Source organism: Paenibacillus sp. FSL R5-0407, assembly GCF_038009185.1.
Taxonomy (GTDB): Bacteria; Bacillota; Bacilli; order Paenibacillales; family Paenibacillaceae; genus Fontibacillus; species Fontibacillus vini.
Genome location: NZ_JBBPAX010000002.1, coordinates 521,381 through 539,675 on the forward strand (window position 1 = coordinate 521,381; position 18,295 = coordinate 539,675).

Genomic DNA, 18,295 nt, shown 5'->3' on the forward strand with positions numbered 1-18,295 from the left:
CTGTCTTTTTGCTAGCCCTGGGTAATCTTCACGGACTCCTTCAGAGCCTCGACGTAAGCCAATGCCAATTTGGAAAGCGTCGCGTGCTTATGACAAATCCAGCCGACATTAATGCTTTCACTGCAATCGAGCGGGACTGGGATAATTTCGTTTCCATTGAGATCCGAACTGAGCACGCCTGTAGAAATTGTATACCCGTTCAACCCGATCAACAGATTGAATAGCGTCGCCCGGTCATGGACCCGGATGCTCTTCGGATGCGACAACGTACTGAGAATTTCCTCAGAGAAATGAAACGAGTTGTATTCCCCTTGGTCAAAGGACAAGTACGGGTATTCCCGCAATTGGTCGATCGTCACCATCTCTTGCTTGGCCAGCGGGTTTTGAATGCTGATGAAAATATGCGGCTTCGCCACAAACAGGCTGTTGAATTGCAGCCCCGCTTCTTTTAACAGCTTGTTAATAACCTTGGCATTAAAGTCATTCAAATAAAGGATGCCGATTTCACTGCGCCGGGACTTCACGTCCTCGATAATTTCATGCGTTTTCGTCTCGCGCAGCGCCATCTCATATTCCGCATGCCCGTAATCTCGCACCAGGTTCACAAAGGCGTTCACCGCAAAAGCATAATGCTGGGTGGAGACCGAGAAATGCTGGGGAGCCAGCTTTCCGTCCAGATAACGGTTCTCCAGCAGTTCCGCCTGCTCGACCACCTGTCTGGCATAACTCAGAAATTCCGAACCCTCATTGGTCACGGAAATTCCCTTATTCGTCCGCTCAAAAATGGTGACCGAAATCTCTTCCTCCAAATCCCGGATCGCATTGGATAGACTGGGCTGGGAAATAAACAGCCGCTTGGCCGCTTCATTCATCGAACCGCGGTTTGCGACCTCGATGACGTACTTCAATTGCTGCAAAGTCATGGTTGCCGCCCCTCTCACACTGTGTACTCCATTATTCCTATTTAATGACGATTTTCCGCCAAGTGCAACATTTCAGGAATTATCCCGTCAAGGTTAATGAGCAGAGAACATAACATCACCATCCGACGGAGGACTCTAACTATGAAAAAAATGAACAAAGCTATCGCTACAGCATCCCTACTGGCAATGACCGCAATTCCGTTAGCCGCTTTTGCGCAGGATGTACCGCCGCCAACCAAAACCCCTGATTTAAGCATGGTTCAAAATCAAAATCAGGTTAAGATCGTACCGGGCACATTGGGACAAATTACTGACTTCATCAATGATGAGACCGGTAAATTCATTACAGTTAAAGGACGCGGACTCGCGCCTACCGATCAAAGCGAAATCATTCTAGCGATCACCAAAGATACGAAAATCGTGGACGCAAAAGGCAATAAAGTGGCTCTGAAGACCATTATAGATGAAAAGAAAGCGATTAAAGCCTTCTACGGTCCTAATATCACGAAAAGCTTGCCCGCCCGCGGAACCGCGTTGACGCTGGTCGTTCAGGATCAGTCGTTTACGGCGATAGACGGCGTCGTATCTGAAGTCCGGGAAAACGGTATTTTCGTCAAAGGAACCGATATTTACTCCGGTTTTGAGGACAGCATTGTGCTGCATTTTGCGGACAAGACCCAACTTGTGGACCAAACCGGCAAGGCTATTACGGCTTCCGAAATTAAAGAAGGAATGACGGTAAGAGCGTTCTACGGCCCGGCCGTCATGCTGAGCCTTCCTGCCCAATCCACGACAAACTATGTTGTAGTAAACACGGAAGAAACAGAAATGCCAAGTGAGGAGGCGCCGGGTACGAACGGAGTAATCACCAATATTGCGGATAATACCATCACAGTGATCGGTAATCCTCTGGAACAAGGCGGTATCAACTATATTTTCCTGAAGGTGGATGAAGAGACACAGATCGTGGACGAAAACGGAGTGGCATTGACCAAAGATGCCCTTAAAGCCGATCAACGAATCATCGCCTATTATCCTGAAGTCATGCTCATGATTTATCCGGCTCAATCTCATGCCGATAAAATCGTAGTTCAATCCGCGGTTGCTCCTAAAGTGGAAGGAACCATTCAAGCTTCCGATTTCGCTTCGGAAGGCCAAGTTTACGTGAATGTCGGTTCCGACGACTCGAAGAATAACGATGTTATTCTGAATATTTCGGAAGACACGGTAATCATTCCGCTGCTGGCCGGAGAACCTAAGCTCAAAGCCGGCATGAAAATCGTCGCTTACCACTCGCCGATCATGACCCGTTCGCTTCCTGGAATGACGAATGCAGAAATCGTCATCGTAACGGAAGACAAAGACGCCGAAATGCCGCGTTAAGACCTGCATGATACAAAAGAACCTTCAACCCGCCTTTGCGGATTGAAGGTTCTTCTTTTTACTTGGTATACGTCTTAAAGATCCGATACACCACCACGGCTGCTTCCGCACGAGTCGTAAAGGACTCCGCTTCGAACCGGTTTTCGCCTTTGCCCTGCATCAGTCCAAGCTCTGCCACCTGGGCTACCGCTTTCTTAGCCCATTCCTGAATGCTACCGCTGTCGGCAAATCCGGACTGCTGCCCATCGGCTGAACCTGTTTTGCCCAAGTACTCCAGCACTCTAGACAAAATAACCGCCATTTCCGCGCGTGTAATTCGTTGATCCGGTGCGAAGTTCAGGTTATCATATCCGCTTACGAATCCTTTTGCAACCGCGGTTTGCACGTCCTCGTAATACCAGCTTCCTTCCTTCACGTCACTGAACCGGGCTTCGCCAGCCTTCTCCTTCTCCAGCTCCAGGACCCGGATAAGAAGCGCAACGAATTCAGCTCTGGTTACTTGGGACCCTGGTGCAAATGTCTCCGCGCCTTGGCCGGTAACGATGTCCTTGGAAGCAAGCACTTCAATTTCGTTCACAGCCCAGGCATAGTTCGAGCTTGTCACATCCTTAAACGAGATGTCCTTAGCCATATACATATACCGGCTGAAGCTGTTCAGAGTGACAACAATTTTGCCGTCGATCAAGCGTCCCGGACGCTGGGTAAGCTGTCCTTTGTCACCGATCTTAAACAGGCTGATTTTTTCCCCGTTTAATTGCCCTGCGGCAAGTGCGATTACCGGGATACTCAGCTCCACAGGCTTGCTGAAACTAAGTCCTTCCAGCGGATTTCCGTCCTTATCCAGAATCGCAAAGTCATAGTACTGACCCAGCGGTTTGATCGACGATCCGAGTTTCAGACCGGCCAATAACTCCTTAGTAGCGTCTTCTGTTGCAGGAGTCACTTGCACAAAAGCCGCTTCCGCCGAACCAACAGCCCCCGCCGGCAGTGTCAGCGTCAACCCGTTCGGTAACTTAACCGTAGCAGGCTCATTCGGCTTGATCGCCGTTTTGACAGCTCCGTTTACCGATGGAGTCTCCGGTTTCGGAGTAGGAGTTGTAGGAGCCGTTACGCCGCCTCCGCCACCACCGCTGCCTCCGCCGTTGCTTCCACCGTTACCTCCGTCACTACCACCAGGATTTGTAACCTCCGTAACAGTAACTTCCACGGTTTGAGTCAATCCTTTGTAACTCACTTCCACAGCAGTACGGCCAACCTTCTTGCCGCTTACCAGTCCCTTTACTGCCGTGGCTACACTCGTATCGGCTACCTTATATTGCGCCGTTCCCGTTACATCCGACACCTTGCCGTCCGGTCCTTTGTAAGTGACCGTCAGTTGCTTGTCGGTCCCCTTCTGGATGGAGACGGTTTGAGGGGTGACGGTAAGAACCGATTGCTCTTGGATCGTAACTTCTGCGAACGGCGTTAAATCTAAGGTGATTTCCTTTCCTTCAGCATCAAGCAGTTGTAGATTCTCAATTTCGAATTTATAGTTTCCAGCCTTTTCTCCTGAAAAGTTGAAGAAAGCTAGGGAGCCTGTACCGGAGTAACCAATCGTATCATTCAGACTGACGGAATATTCATGCCTGATTGTATCCGCAGTATGCTCATACGCCGCCTGGGTAACCGTCAGCGGTTTTTCCGGATTATACTTGGTTTGATGATCGCTTAACTGCGGACTCTCTAATACATTAATAAATTCCAACTGATTGTTATACAAAAGATCGAATTTTGCAGAGTAAACAGCTTCCGTACTTGCAAAATACAAGCCAAGTACGAACTCATCATTAAGTTGTACCTGATCCGGGAAAATCAGAGGAGCGACATAATTATTCAAAGTGTAGTCGACAACATGAGCCGGCTGAATCATTCCGTTGCCTGCCAAATCGTATACATACACTTCAAAAGTGTTATTCCCGGGAATAATCGGAACCGGAATTTGGAATCTGCCGTTTTCATCAATTACACCATCGATTTGAGTATAACCCTCAGGGTTATCAGGTGTCTCAATCACCGCAGCAACGCCAATCAGATCAGAAATTACATAATCAGACTCATCGCCAACCAACAAATCGATCAACAGATCCTCGGTTATCTGGCCTGAAATCTTCCCACTCCCGCTCGTACTGTCAAAAACAACAGCGGGATCGTCAAGTTGACTGACAGGAGCCTCCCTATCGATTATGAAATCTTTTGATTGCCCCAATAACAACTCTGCCTCTTCCCATGAATTTCCTACAGCAGGAACAATGAAATATAACCCATCCGGCAGCTCGCTTCCATCCCAGCCGGACAATTTATATTCTCCAGGTTTAAAGCCATCTTCTTTTTCATACAAGGTGAATAACCATGACCCATCGCTTGAAAATACCTCGAATGAAAGATAGGAAGTATATTCATTAATTTTAAACAAGATATCCGATGTATCACTCACCCCATCCGCATTCGGAGAAAAAACAAACGGAGATAGTTTTAAATCCGTGACTACATCAATTTGCGGAGCTTCCCCTATATAAAGTGAAACCGGCATTTGAATCACGTGACCACTGCCCGATTCCTTCAAAATCAGTTCACCTTCGTAGTGCATTCCCTCTAAGGTAATAGGTACTTCAACGGTAACCGTAAAAGAATCCTGTCCATTAGGCGAAATAGCAACTTGGTTCTTGGATAGCTCTATGCCCACCGGTGAGTCGCCATACCACTTGGTCTCAATCGAATAAGCAGAGCTTGCCCCTACTATATCTTTAACGATAACCTGACGATTGGCGCTAGAGCCATAATTGACATAGCCGAATGAAACGCTGCCCGTGTAATGCGTGGTAGGTTCATTGTTTTCCACATATTGAGTTCTTTCCTCAGTCATAGCTACGGCTTTGGCTTGGAGGATTTTTTCCAGTGAGACACGTCCGGCTCCCTGATCCATATGTGTGTATTGTTTTCCCATACGATCATTTAGCTTTATCGTATTATTCATAAGCAAAGATTTGAGTTCATATACGCTTAGTTCAGGATATTTCTGCTTTACCAGTGCCGCGGCACCCGCAATATGCGGAGCTGCCATGCTAGTACCGTTTTGGGCTTCATACCAGCCTTCATACTCGGTTACGCTGGACAAAATCCCCATGCCTGGTGCGGAAATATCCGGCTTCAGATCGTATGATGGTTTCGAAGGACCACGAGAACTGAAATCCGCCATAATATCCTGCTCTATGATGGAATCAAACGCCACCGTGAGCTGCGGATTTTTATTCAACTTTTCCTTGATATAATCGCCATACGTCCCGGAAATCGCATAAATCGGAATGGTGATATCTTCTTCTCCGAGTGTGACACTCTCTAGCGCACCCGGTAAATTGTTATAAACAATGGCGGCAGTAGCGCCTGCCTGAATCGCATATTTTGCCTTTTCCGCAAAAGAGATGTCCCCGCGTTTAATAAATGCGATTCTACCTGCCAAATCCTTTCCTTCATAATCCGTTTGATACCCTAATCCAACTTCGACCAATTCATAAGAATCCGTTAAATTCTCGATTCCTTGGGATTTATCAAAGGTATCCATGAAAAATTCATCCGATCCGCCTGTAATTTTCAAGATCGGCGTGTTCAATGGCGGTTTGGACGCTCCCACTGTGATGGCCAGATCCGCTGTACCTGGATCCGAAACGGTAGCTTCGCCAGGTCCGCTGTTACCGCTGGATACAACCGCAATAACGCCTGCCTTGACCGCATTGTTCACTGCAATGGCATCTGCCGAACCCTCATTGTTGGATTCCGACCCGAGTGAGAGGTTTATTACATCCATCTCATCTTCAACAGCTTGCTCGATGCCTGCCATTACGTGTTCCGTAAGACCACTGCCATAAGGGCCAAGTACTTTATAGGCGAAAATCTGGGCCTCCGGGGCAACTCCCGTAATCCCTTCTTCAAAGTCGTCTGTTCCCGTTCCTCTTCCTGCAATAATTCCCGAGACGTGACTTCCATGCGAAGTCCAGTACGGCTTCCCGGTTACAGGATGATATTCGTTGGTTTTCGGATCCAATGCTTTTGCCTTCAGATAATCTTCCCTTGTCGTTTCATAAGGCTCATTATCGTCGTTTACAAAGTCGTACCCCCAATAACCTGTTGGAAGGGCGCCTTCCAAATCGGGATGGTCATTGGCAACCCCGGTGTCGATAACACCGACTTTAATTCCGCTGCCCTTCACTCCCTCATCCCAGAACGATTCGCTCCCGATGAATGGAACACTGCCTTCCGGCGTTACGACGGTAGCATCCGATTCCGCAGTCGCATACACCGTGTTGTTGGGATAAACGGCTTTGACCCCAGGGAGCGCGAGCAGCTCCTCCACTTGGTTGGCCGCGATCGTCAACGAAAATCCATTAAAGATCTCAGAATATTGACGGCCGATATCGGCATTCAATTTGCTCGTTACGTTCTTTTTAAAATTTTGCTGCTCTAAATTTACTTTTAATTGATGAGATGATACCGAAAAAGAACTGGAGCGCGACTTACTTTGAAGCTGTCCGGCTTCAAATACTTTCACGGGTTCTTCTTGAAGTTCCACGATGACGGAGATTTGTTCGTTGCTATCTGAAAGTGGTACAAAATTTTGAGGTTCAATCGTAGATGTTAATGAGGGGTCTTGCTGTTCGAGTGTTAATTCTTGGTTTGAAAAACTCTTTTTTGAGGACTTTCTAAAAGACTGCTTTTGCTTTCCTTGCAGCGAAGTGTTTGGATCAAGCTTTACCGAATCTAGCGATACGGCATCCGGGTTCAGTCTTGATATGACCTGACTTTGCCCTTTACTATCTTCTGCGAGCGGACTGCCCTCTTGCGCTCCCGCTGCCGGAAGAAGCAAGGTGAAGGCCAGAATGAAACTTAATAGTCCGGCAAATAATTTTCTGTTTACACTCCTACTCAAACTCTCATCTCCCTATTCTTGGTATTTTAGGTATGTCATCTACTGAAGTTGCCGTCCTATTTCTATTCTATGATTTAACAAGAAAACCTCTAATATTTTACAAAATATATAATAAAAATTCCCAGTTACATAATATTACAAATTGCGACATGATCCTATCTTTCAACTAATCCCTAGGAGATTGTCTATTAATTATCCGTCCTTCCCAAACGGACAAATCACCAAAATGTCCGCCTAAAAGTGGACAAACAGGATATATGCCTAGTAAAACTAACACGGGTCCATGCACAAAAAGCCCTTACACAACCATCAGGTTGCATAAGGGCTTAAGCTTAGCTTAGTTAGGCTTCTCTTCTACTTAACTTTCGAAGGCAAATATCGCGCTGCTATCTTCCGACTGAAACAAATCGTCGTCATTCACGAGGGGAGCCGCTAGCTCCGTTTTTATAAAATACTCATGCATGCCGAACCGTGCAAGGGCCTCTGCGTCCGGGAGCCACACCCATTCATCAATCTCGGATTGACAGCGGTGGGCCCGAAATGCGGCCAGCTTGGCCTCCAGATGCTCCGACACATTGATTTTAACGATATCGCTACGGGTATAGCCAAATCGTTCCGGAACCTCCATCATGTCTCCGAACGATATATAGTACAGTCCATCCTTACGCCCGGCGCGTCTGAACGCCGCCTTAGTCGCTTTGCCGATCGCGCAATGATCGGGATGTCCGCCCAATCGTTCATGGAAGGTCAATACCGCATCTGGATTGATGTCACGAATTAAGTCTTCGATCCGTGCAGTCAAGCTTTCTTCATCCGTGAATTCCACGGTCTTGTCGCGAATATCCAGGAAAATTAGTTCACGAATCCCGAGGCAGTCGCATGCTTCGCGCAATTCGTGTTCCCTTGCGGCTGCGATGGTCTCCCGGTTAAGATATGGCGGATTGCCCATCCGCCGTCCCATTTCTCCCCGCGTCGCGCTTACCAGCGTAATATCGGCACCTTCCGCCGCATATTTGGCCAAGGTCCCGCCGCAAATAAACGTCTCATCATCGGGGTGTGCAAATACGGCAAGCAGCTTCCGAGCTGCACTACGATTCATATTGTTCATTCAGGAAAAGGCTCCTTTCCCATATGGAGAGCTACGTCCATGCGTCCCCTGTCGTCAAATCCGGCCAGCAGCAAACGGCCCTGGTCGTCGATTTCGTAATGGGTGAGCGACTCCATCCGAAGCCAGCCGTGTCCATCAAAGCGGAGTGCTGCCCGGTAAGGGCCGTTCCCTTCTCCTGCAATAAAAGCATCCGTTACTTCAACCTTGAAATTGCGGACGAATACATACGATGTAGCTTCACTGTGAATAAAGGCTGGTCCTCCGGTAAATTTCCGGAGCTCGGCCTCCACCTGCATTCGGTCTATTTTTTTCATCGTGATCCAGTACCTTCTTCTTTTTAAAAATACCAACCCGTTTATTATATCAGGATTTCAAAACCAGAGCTGATTGAAAGTTCATACAATAAAATAAACTTATTGAATATATATACAGTAATATGTATAATTATCCGAAATAAATCATTCCATTCATAGGAGATGAGATGTCGAACAGTATGGATCATAAATTGATTGAAGAGCTGGCCCTAAACAATTGGCCCGCCTTAACCACCCTGCTCTATGACGGATGGATACTGCGTTTTGCGGAAGGGGTCACCAAGCGGTCTAACTCGGTCAGCCCTTTGTACGGATCTACACTGGATTTGAATCAGAAGATCGAGGAATGCGAAAAAGTTTACGCTGCCAATCAGCTGCCCGCCATCTTTAAAATCACACCGTTCATTCATCCCGCCGATCTGGACACTGCTCTGGAACAAAGAGGCTACGAGATGATCGACATCACCAGCATTCAAACCCTGAAGCTGGACCGCCTTGCGGAACCCCTGCTCAATACCGTCAAAATCCTGGAGCATGCGGATGGGGAATGGCTGGAGCAATACAGCAAAATAGATCAGGCTTCGGCGAGCAAAATGGACACGATGGTACGGATGCTATCTCACATCCGAACCCGGAAAGGCTTTATTTTGCTGTATCATAACGGACAAGCGGTCGCCTGCGGCCTGGGGGTAATTGAGCGAGGGTTTATCGGACTGTATAACATCGTTACGGATGCCGCTTACAGAAATCAAGGCTTCGGGGAACAGATGATATTGCATCTGCTTCGGTGGGGTCAAGCCAACGGGGCAACGGACAGCTATCTGGCCGTAGTCGCCAACAACGGACCTGCTAGGTCTCTGTATTCCAAAATCGGCTTTACCGAAGTCTACAACCATTGGTACAGGATTCAAACAGAAGGATTGCCGCAGGCGCAATGATCAATAAGATAAATTTATCCCAGCGGCTTTATTCCTATATTCCGCATTCTTCCAATGGTATTCGGGATCCAGACCTCGGGGAGGAGTGCCGCAAAGATCCGACCGCACCTCCCTTAATTCAACATCTTATCCCCTGCTGTTGGTCCTCCTTGATTAACGGCAGGGGATTATCATTTCTCCAGAAAACCGTCAGCTTTTTTCCCGTGGGCAGCACTACCTATATACATCGAAAAAACGCCTGAGTAATATGGAAGCGTTATCAACCCACGGAAGAGGAGAATGTGTATGTCCGATCGAAAGTCCCCTGTTATGACCAAGGTACTGCGCCGCAGTCTACCTATCGCTTTAGGCGCCGCCTTGTTTGCGGCTCCCCTGTCCGCATTCGCCCTGGAAGGAGCTTCGAAGCCCGCCCCGCCGCACCCAAATGAAAAGCCCCCTGTCCTTAGTACTGTCCAGTATCAGGGCAGTTCACTACTCGTCGGTGAACACCGTCTCTTGCAGCGTAAAGATATTTTCCGGGAATGGGACGGCATCGATCCCGACTATTCGCCCGATAAAGCGATTGAAGCCGTTAAGGCCCTTCTGTCGGAAAAAGATTTTGAGGAATTATTCCCCTACCGGTTAGGCTCCAAGGAATGGTTCAAAGTGGCAAAAGGAAAAGAGTACTTCAAAGAGGATCAAACCGATTATTTTTCCTATGACAATCTCATGAATGCCGTAGCTGAAGTATCGAACCTGAAAATAAAGATCAGCACCCGAACCGGGACCTCCGCCCAGGAAATACATAGGCTGGACAAAGAGGCCAAGGTCGAGACGCTGGTCCTTCGCTCCGCCGATTTTAATTCGGCCGAGAATAAGCTGAAGCCGATCGAGACCGTGATTGTCGACTGCGGAACTTTCCTGAAAGAAGGCTTCAAAAAGGACCGAAAACGGGAATTGGCCGCGTTTCTTGCCAACCTGTCGCATGAAACCGGCGGCGGCTGGGATGCGGCACCGGGCGGCCCACTGCGCTGGGGCCTGTTCTGGAACGAGAACATAGCAGGCCGGACCGGCGCCAATATGGATGCGTTCGTCGATCCGGGCACCGCCGAACTGTTCCCGGGGACCACCGGCAAACGATATTACGGCCGCGGGCCGATCATGCTGAGCTGGAACTTTAACTATGGATTATTCAGCTCCATTATTTATGGGGATAAAAGCGTCCTGCTCAACAATCCGGAAATAGTAGCGGCCGATGGAAAAATCGGCTATATGACGGCCATCCTGTTCTGGATGACCCCGCAAACTCCAAAGCCTTCGGCCCATGACGTGATGGTCGGCAGATGGAAGCCGAACGCGGACGAGAGGCTGAAGGGCCTAGGCAGGCCCGGCTTCGGCACCACCATTATGGTCCTGAACGGTCTCGAAGCCAATTTGGGCGAGGTCGAAGGCAGCCCGGTTAAACGCCGCGCAGGCCATTACCGGGAGATTACGCAAAGAATGGGCGTCGATATTTCCGGCGAGAAGGTCGACACGCTGAACATGAAGCCGTTCTAACTCCTTTTAAGACAGTTGGAAAGCGGAATCGGAAATAGGCTATAATAGAAGGACATACGCTTTCCATACTCTTTTTCACCAGAAGGACGGTAAACATGACACACAATCCCCTCGAACAGATGAAAGTAATTCAAAAAAATCTGACCCGCTTCATGATGATGTATAAATTTGCCCTGCAGGAAGTCGAAACGAAAATCGAAATTTTGCAGGAAGAATTCCAGCTGCTTCACGATTACAATCCGATCGAGCATACGAAATCCAGATTGAAGTCTCCGGAAAGCATCATGAAAAAGCTGTATCGCAAAGGCGGCGCGACCTCGCTTACAGACATCAAGAACAATATTAAAGATATCGCCGGTATACGGATAACTTGTTCGTTTATATCGGACATATATCGGATCAGCCAGATGCTGCAAAGCCAAAAGGACTTAAATATTCTGTCCGTTAAAGATTATATAAAAAACCCGAAGGCAAACGGCTATAAAAGCCTTCACCTTCTGGTTGAAGTCCCGGTATTCATGTCCGATGGCGAGGAACTGATGTGCGTTGAAGTCCAAATCCGGACGATCGCCATGGATTTCTGGGCAAGCCTGGAGCATAAAATTTTCTATAAATACAACGAAGCTGTACCTGAGCGTTTGCTCAAGGATTTAAAAGTCGCGGCTGACACTGCCTATGAACTGGATTTGAAAATGGAGCAGCTTCAGCAGGAGATGGAAGAAATCAAGCTGGCCCAACAATCCGAACCCGGCAATGATCTTCAATTGCTGATCAACAACGAGAAATTCAAAATTCCGGATAACCTGCTGAAACTAGTATCCGAGGGACTGGGTCAAGCGTAAGCGTCCACCATCCAGGTGGACATTTACGCTTTTCGTCCATAGTTCTCTTATTTGCCGCAGCACTTCTTATACTTCAATCCGCTGCCGCATGGGCACGGTTCATTCCGCCCGACTTTTGCCGATTGAACCGGAGCGTTAGCTCCTCCAGGCTTCTGGCCTGATTCCCGCTTGGAAGCGCCCAGTTCATTCGGGGTGTGTCCGCAGTTCGACCATCTTCTTGTATGGTTGCTTATATCGACGATCAAGCCGATCACCCGCTCCGCTTCCTTCGGGTTTTCAAACACCAGATCCCGTCTTTCGAATTCGTAAATCAGCTGATCCAGCGGGGCATTCATGGAGCAAGCCAGCTGAATGTCGTCAACCAGCGCATCGACCATCTCCTCGTCTTCGCACATCCGATTCAAGACATAAGTTTTTAACGATCTGAGTTGGGGCGTCATTTCAAAGTAACCGTCATCCGCGTATTTCAGCAATTCCGTCTTATCCGGAACATAATGCGGTTTGCCTTGAATTTCCTGCAGCAACGACTGCAATTCCCCTTCCTCGCTGTTGTAGACCAGCCCCACATTAATCAGATATCCTTCTTCCAGAACAAAATTCTGTTCCCTTTGCAAAAACTGCTTGATGATTTCATCCAATTCCTCTTGTTCAAGAGGGTCGGAGGCATTTTGCCCATTGTATATTTCAAGAAGCTTGTCCGGCGTATAAATTCCATACAAGTTGGACAAAGCGAGCAGATAGTCGAATACTAGCGCCATTTTATTGCGTTTTTTCGCAAACTCCGGCGTATTTAATTTCGTAAATACTTCCTTCACTTCATCAGGCATAACCAGGTACAGCTTACCCTCATTAAAATAAGTAAACACGATCCCCAGCTCCAGCATGAGCCGGTAATACCCGTACGGGAGGTAGTTGTCCTGCACGAAAGAATCACCATAAGCTGCCTCAAACACTGCCCATTCCGCAGCATCCAGAATGAGGAGAATCGACTCCAGCTGAGCGGGGTCCGTGATATACTCCTGAACCGCCTTGGCCAGCTCGGCTTGTTTCATTTTCGATCGGCCGGGTACTTGGTATGCTCTGGCAAGCGATGCGGTCCGCGTCTTGGTTAAGCCCTTCAGGGTTTCTCTTAAAGAGTGGTTCACCTCGCCGACAATTGCGTACTGAATATTACTTTGCTCCAACATTTGTTCAAAATCGTTTGTCATTATAAACTCCTTTTTTAGATACTAAGTCATAACAAATAAATTATAAGGCGTGCATGTTCGCTTCTGCTTCTTTCCACCCCACCGTATATCCTTGACCCTTGGCGCAAAAGATCGAAGAGGAAGTATATTCAGGATCGGCATCTTTGTTGTAGCCGATTCTTTCAATGATCTCCTGCTCATTATGGCATCGGTCATATCCGGCAAAAGTCAGGCTAAGCACGCCTTTCCCATGGGTAAAGGAAGCTAGCTGGCTGTTGTAATCCATAAATGTAGCTACCGGCACGGTTCCCGTCAAAATAGCCTTCTCCCCCTCATTTCGGGGAGCATCCAGTCTGCCGTTGGCCTGCACGATATCCGAGATGACGCGGCCAATCTGTTCGAGGTCCACTTTGATTTTAAACTGGTAATATGGCTCTAGCAGGACGTTGGACGATTGCTCCAATCCCTGACGCAACGCTCTAAACGCAGCCTCTCTGAAGTCTCCGCCCGTCGTATGCTTATTATGGGCTCTTCCGGTCAACAAGGTGATCTCGACATCGGTTAGCGGCGAACCGGTCAGCAGACCGTGATTCTCCCGTTCAAACAGGTGGTGACGGATCAGGTTCTGATTCCCGACGGACAAATCATCGGCATGGCAGACATTTTTAAACGTAATCCCCGAATTCCGATCCCCTGGCCGTAACTGCAGATGCACCTCGGCATAGTGCCCCAGCGGTTCAAAATGGCCGTAACCGTTCACCTGGGTGTCGATCGTTTCCTTATACAGTATTTCCGGACGGTCAAATTTCACCTTGAGTTTAAAGCGCTCATAGATTAGCTGTTCCAACACTTCAAGCTGGATCTTCCCCATCACATGAAGCTGGATTTCCTGCAGTCTTTCGTCCCAGATCACATTCAGCGAAGGATCTTCCGCATCGAGTATTTTAAAATAGGCAAGCGCCTCTTTAACATGGATCCCGGGCTCGAAAATAACCTTGGACTTTAAAGTGGGCACCATTTCGAATACCGCTTTTTCCTGTAATTCCCCTATGCCATCCCCGACGGCGGCCATGGATAAACCGGTGACCGCAAACAGTTCGCCCGCCTGCACCCGGTCAACCGGCATAAACTCACGCCCGTTGTATTTCCGGATTTGCGTAATTTTTTCGGTGACGGGTCGATCCGCATCCCCATACTTCAAGTTATCCCTTACGCTCAAGGTTCCGCCTAAGGCTTTGATGAAAGTGATTCGGGTACCATGATCATCATGGCGTATACGGTAGACACGACCCTCAAACGGGCCTTCGCTGGAATAATCGGTTTCCGTTAGCAGATGAAGCTTGTGAAGGAAGCTTTCGATCCCGATTCCTTGCAGCGCGGAGCCGTAAGCATAGGAATATGCCTGATTCTTCTGAATCAGGCGCCGCATCGCATTCAGCCACATCTCTCTGTCGTAGCCTTTCTCCAGATAATACTCCAGCAGAGCCTCGTCACGTTCGGCAACGAAATCAATCCACTCTTCGCTCATTCCGCCATCCTCGGCAAACCCATCTGTCAAATTGCAAAGATCCGCGGAGAAATTGGCTCGAATGTCCTGAACCACTTGAGGCACGTCCGCCCCGACCCGGTCCGTCTTATTAATGAAGAAGAAACAGGGAATCCGATGTTTTCTGAGCAGCTCCCAGACCGTTTCCGTCTGGCCTTCGATGCCCTCCACGGCGCTAACAATAATGATCGCCATATCCATCGCTTGAATCGCCCGTTCAGTCTCCGGAGAGAAGTCGATATGTCCCGGCGTATCGATCAGATAATACTCGTCATTCCCATACGAGAACCGACCCTGATCGGCAAATACTGTAATCCCCCGCTGCCGCTCGATTTGATGGCTGTCCAGAAAGGCATCCTGGTGGTCGACGCGCCCCCGCTGTTTAATACTCTTTGTATAGTAGAGCAGCTGCTCCGAGAAAGTGGTCTTCCCCGCATCCACATGCGCTAAAATTCCAATCGTCTTGTTCATGAGCTTCCTCCGGTTGCGAGCCTAGTAATCTATTATAACATACGGAGGGGTTGGGTTAAGGCGGTGGGCACGGATAGAGGATTGGAAAATATAGTATGGGTTGAGTCGCGAAACATTATAGAAGATGAGATTTAACTGGAAAACCTACAGTTATTTTCGAAGAATCAGCTATTTCGAGACAACTAACTGTGAAATATACAGTTAATTTGGTAGGTTTGAACTGTTTTGAAAGAGAAGCGCCGAATTAGCTGTAGGTTCTACATCTAATCCACACCTAAGGCCCATCCACGCAAAATTAACTGCAGAAAATCCAGCTAATTAACCGGCTGTTGCGTTCAAAAGTAGAAATTCACGGGCAGCGTCCATGTCATCTGTAACGGAGCAGAAGCGGCAGGACGAAACGCCCCCCGCCCCCCTTCTCTTCCAATTCTACTTGCTGACGCAGTTCCTACCTTTTTTCTTGGCCCGGTATAGTGCCGTGTCCGCCGATTTCATGACAGCGTCCGGTGTTTTATGTTTATCGTTTCTTTGGGAAACGCCGATACTGATCGTTATGTATATTTGTTTCTGACCCGCGGATCGGGAGCCGCGTTTTTTGCGTTTCGAGGAGGATTTCCCCTTCCGGCTGCCGGGTCTTCGCAGCGTAAAGGCTCTTTTGGACACCTTTTCTCTTAATTGCTCGAGATGCGGAACGACCTCCGGGATGCTTTTTCCCGGGAAAAGAATAGTGAATTCCTCTCCCCCATACCGATAGGCCTTCCCTCCGCCCGTCACGTCCTTAATAATAGAAGCTACTAATTTCAAAACCTCGTCCCCGGTATCATGTCCATAGGTATCGTTAAACTTCTTAAAGTGGTCGATGTCGAGCATCGCCATGGCGTAATTCATTCCCAGCTTCATCATATCCTGCTTAAGCGCCCGCCTGGAAGGCAGACCGGTCAGCTCATCCGAAAAAGCCATAGAGTAGGAATCCTGGATGATGGATGTGATTAGGACGATGCCCGAAGCCGCGAAAAAGACCGGATACATCATGGAATTGGCATCATTGTGATGAACGGCCATAAATACGGCGCACAGCACCCCTATGAAGGAAATATCCTGAGAGGTTTTATATCGAATCTGCCTCAAAATAAGAATGATCCCTGCGGCCAGAAATAAGAGCAGTGCAGCTTGCGATATAGGAGTTAAGGTATGCAGGTTGACCGGCAAAAAGTTTTGATTGATCAGGGTGAGCCATTTTTGCTGCTCCGGGCGGATCAACCAGGCGGCCAATAATGCTTGGAGAAGGATGATTCCGATACGCAGCCCGCCCCATAAGCTCAAAATGCCCCGTTCTTTAAAGAAGGAAAACACGGCAATATTAAAGGGAACCACCATTCCAATCAAGATATAAACGTCCCTGGTTTGAACAGGGGGCCATTCCCCTTTTATTCCCGGCAAATAGGTAACGGCAGCCAAGCAGATCGCTAGAATGATAAGTATAAAAAACTCCCGGCTCCGATTAAACTTCCAAGAAATCACGGCACCGATCGCCGATACGGCATAAGGAGCCAGCTTTATAATGTCTAATTGCGGGTTCGACATGGTGCTTGTCTTCTTATAGAAGGCATATGCCAATATGATTAAAAGAAATGGAAGTATAAGCTTTAAGATTGTTCTAATTGAAGTTTTCAAATAAATTAGTGCCTCCAACCGGGTTTAATTGCTTTTCTATATTATTATCGGCTGATCCTTGCAGGGGCTTAACCAAACTCTCCAAGATCTCCTCGAGCAGCGATCTAAAGCCATTTTTTCTAGTGAAAATAATCACAAAGTCTTTATAAGGTCTATGCTATAGTCGTGTGGAGTATACCCACAAGGAGGATATAAATTGAAGAAACTAGCTATTCTTATCTTATCTTATCTCTGAGCTTTGTTCTTTCTTTAACGGCTTGTCAAACACAGAAAGCTTCCCCTGCAAACAAGTCCAACACTACGGAAGTGAAGTCTGATCAAGGTACAACGAACACCGCGGACAGCACCAGCGCCGCTTCGGCCGATGCCACTTCTTCTGCCTCCATTGTACCTAATGAGCTGATCGCTCAGTATAAACCGAAGGGATTTACCGATTCCGATAAGAAAAAGGCGCTATTTGTAGTCGGCGACCCCCGCAAAAACAGCGTGAATTACGATCTGGCGTATACGGCCATGAAGCATTTTGAAGAGAATGGATACGAAGTCGAACTTCGCGATTTATACGACATGAAATTCTCTCCGGTAATTACCCCCGAGGAGTTCTATTATGCAAAGGACGGAACTGGCGAGCCAACGGCTGATGTAAAGACGGAACAGGAGTTTGTCACGAAATCCGACGAAATTATTTTTGTTTATCCGAACTGGCACGATACGCCTAATGCAATTACCAAAGGCTATATGGAACGCGTATTTGCAAAGCAATTTGCCTACAAAAGTACGGATAAAGGACTTGAAGGAATGCTGAAAGACAAATCTATCTTTACGATTATGAACTGCGGTTACCTGGGTGGGGGCCGAGGGTTTATCGGCGATGGGGTAGGAATTAGCGATGATGTATGGGATCAATATATGAAAGCTTTCAAAGTAATGGATGATGACATGGCCGGATTTTGGGGAGTAAGCAACAAGGGACGATTCGTCAACGATCGCACTCCTGCGAACAGCTCCGATAAATACGAACAGGAGTTGAACCAGCTTCGTGCCGACTTGACCAGTTACTTGGATAAAACATTCATTTAATAGAACCCGTAAATTAAAATACATAGAACAGTAGAGACAATAAAATAGAACCTAAATCAAACACCTCCAAGAGAATCGGCCATGTCATAAGATATGGAACGGCCCTTGGGGGTGTTTGGCATTTTGGACAAAGAAGCAGGCTTTTTGCTCTAATGCAAAACTGTGGATAAACGTCCGCTTATAACTGAACTTTCGTCTGATATTTTCGATATTTCACACAAATTCTTTCAATATATATAACAAAAATATAATCATTTCCGGATGTTGAAAAAGACGTTGATCTTACCTGCTCAAGTGGTATAATCACGGTAGTTTGTTGATTGGGTCATAAAG

12 protein-coding genes are annotated in these 18,295 nt (G+C 47.7%); 5 read left to right on the forward strand and 7 right to left on the reverse strand.

Translation table 11 applies throughout. The features are described from left to right. Positions 1 to 11 precede the first annotated feature (11 nt). The gene (locus NYE70_RS21565; protein WP_211022836.1) at positions 12 to 923 is read right to left on the reverse strand and encodes a LysR family transcriptional regulator; all 912 of its coding nucleotides are present in this window, start codon (positions 921 to 923) and stop codon (positions 12 to 14) included. 141 nt (positions 924 to 1,064) lie between these two features. Here NYE70_RS21565 and NYE70_RS21570 point away from each other — a divergent pair, with 141 nt between their 5' ends. Next, on the forward strand, positions 1,065 to 2,306 hold the full coding sequence (locus NYE70_RS21570) for a peptidase (protein WP_341048103.1): 1,242 nt from the start codon (positions 1,065 to 1,067) through the stop codon (positions 2,304 to 2,306). A 58-nt stretch (positions 2,307 to 2,364) separates the two neighbouring features. Here the strand turns inward: NYE70_RS21570 and NYE70_RS21575 are convergent, their stop codons facing one another. From NYE70_RS21575 to NYE70_RS21585, 3 genes are all read right to left on the reverse strand, one after another. Continuing rightward, positions 2,365 to 7,266, reverse strand: a complete 4,902-nt coding sequence (locus NYE70_RS21575) for a S8 family serine peptidase (RefSeq protein WP_341048104.1) — start codon at positions 7,264 to 7,266, stop codon at positions 2,365 to 2,367. A 358-nt stretch (positions 7,267 to 7,624) separates the two neighbouring features. After that, positions 7,625 to 8,374 carry a PIG-L family deacetylase gene (locus tag NYE70_RS21580; protein ID WP_290405646.1) on the reverse strand — a complete coding sequence of 250 codons (750 nt, stop codon included), beginning with the start codon at positions 8,372 to 8,374 and terminating at the stop codon, positions 7,625 to 7,627. After that, on the reverse strand, positions 8,371 to 8,688 hold the full coding sequence (locus NYE70_RS21585) for a DUF1806 family protein (RefSeq protein WP_290405647.1): 318 nt from the start codon (positions 8,686 to 8,688) through the stop codon (positions 8,371 to 8,373). Before NYE70_RS21585 ends, NYE70_RS21580 begins: the two co-directional genes overlap by 4 nt. Positions 8,689 to 8,867: 179 nt before the next feature. Here NYE70_RS21585 and NYE70_RS21590 point away from each other — a divergent pair, with 179 nt between their 5' ends. The 3 genes from NYE70_RS21590 to NYE70_RS21600 all read left to right on the forward strand — a co-directional run bounded on the left by NYE70_RS21590 (position 8,868) and on the right by NYE70_RS21600 (position 12,004). Further along, positions 8,868 to 9,626 carry a GNAT family N-acetyltransferase gene (locus NYE70_RS21590; RefSeq protein ID WP_341048110.1) on the forward strand — a complete coding sequence of 253 codons (759 nt, stop codon included), beginning with the start codon at positions 8,868 to 8,870 and terminating at the stop codon, positions 9,624 to 9,626. 285 nt (positions 9,627 to 9,911) lie between these two features. Then, positions 9,912 to 11,162: a chitinase gene (locus NYE70_RS21595; RefSeq protein WP_341048112.1), complete on the forward strand. Its 1,251-nt coding sequence runs from the start codon at positions 9,912 to 9,914 to the stop codon at positions 11,160 to 11,162. A 95-nt stretch (positions 11,163 to 11,257) separates the two neighbouring features. After that, complete coding sequence (locus NYE70_RS21600; RefSeq protein WP_341048113.1) at positions 11,258 to 12,004, forward strand: GTP pyrophosphokinase; 747 nt, start codon at positions 11,258 to 11,260, stop codon at positions 12,002 to 12,004. Between the two features lie 47 nt (positions 12,005 to 12,051). Here NYE70_RS21600 and NYE70_RS21605 read toward each other — a convergent pair whose 3' ends face one another. From NYE70_RS21605 to NYE70_RS21615, 3 genes are all read right to left on the reverse strand, one after another. Then, entirely contained in the window at positions 12,052 to 13,212 is a 1,161-nt protein-coding gene (locus NYE70_RS21605; RefSeq protein WP_341048115.1) for a YecA family protein, read from the reverse strand. Between the two features lie 40 nt (positions 13,213 to 13,252). Beyond that, entirely contained in the window at positions 13,253 to 15,208 is a 1,956-nt protein-coding gene (locus tag NYE70_RS21610) for a translation factor GTPase family protein (protein WP_341048117.1), read from the reverse strand. A 429-nt stretch (positions 15,209 to 15,637) separates the two neighbouring features. Beyond that, positions 15,638 to 16,792, reverse strand: a complete 1,155-nt coding sequence (locus NYE70_RS21615) for a GGDEF domain-containing protein (protein WP_341048119.1) — start codon at positions 16,790 to 16,792, stop codon at positions 15,638 to 15,640. A 396-nt stretch (positions 16,793 to 17,188) separates the two neighbouring features. On the opposite strand from NYE70_RS21615, the gene NYE70_RS21620 reads away from it, so the two are divergent. Continuing rightward, complete coding sequence (locus NYE70_RS21620) at positions 17,189 to 17,962, forward strand: NAD(P)H-dependent oxidoreductase (RefSeq protein ID WP_341048121.1); 774 nt, start codon at positions 17,189 to 17,191, stop codon at positions 17,960 to 17,962. Positions 17,963 to 18,295 lie beyond the last annotated feature (333 nt).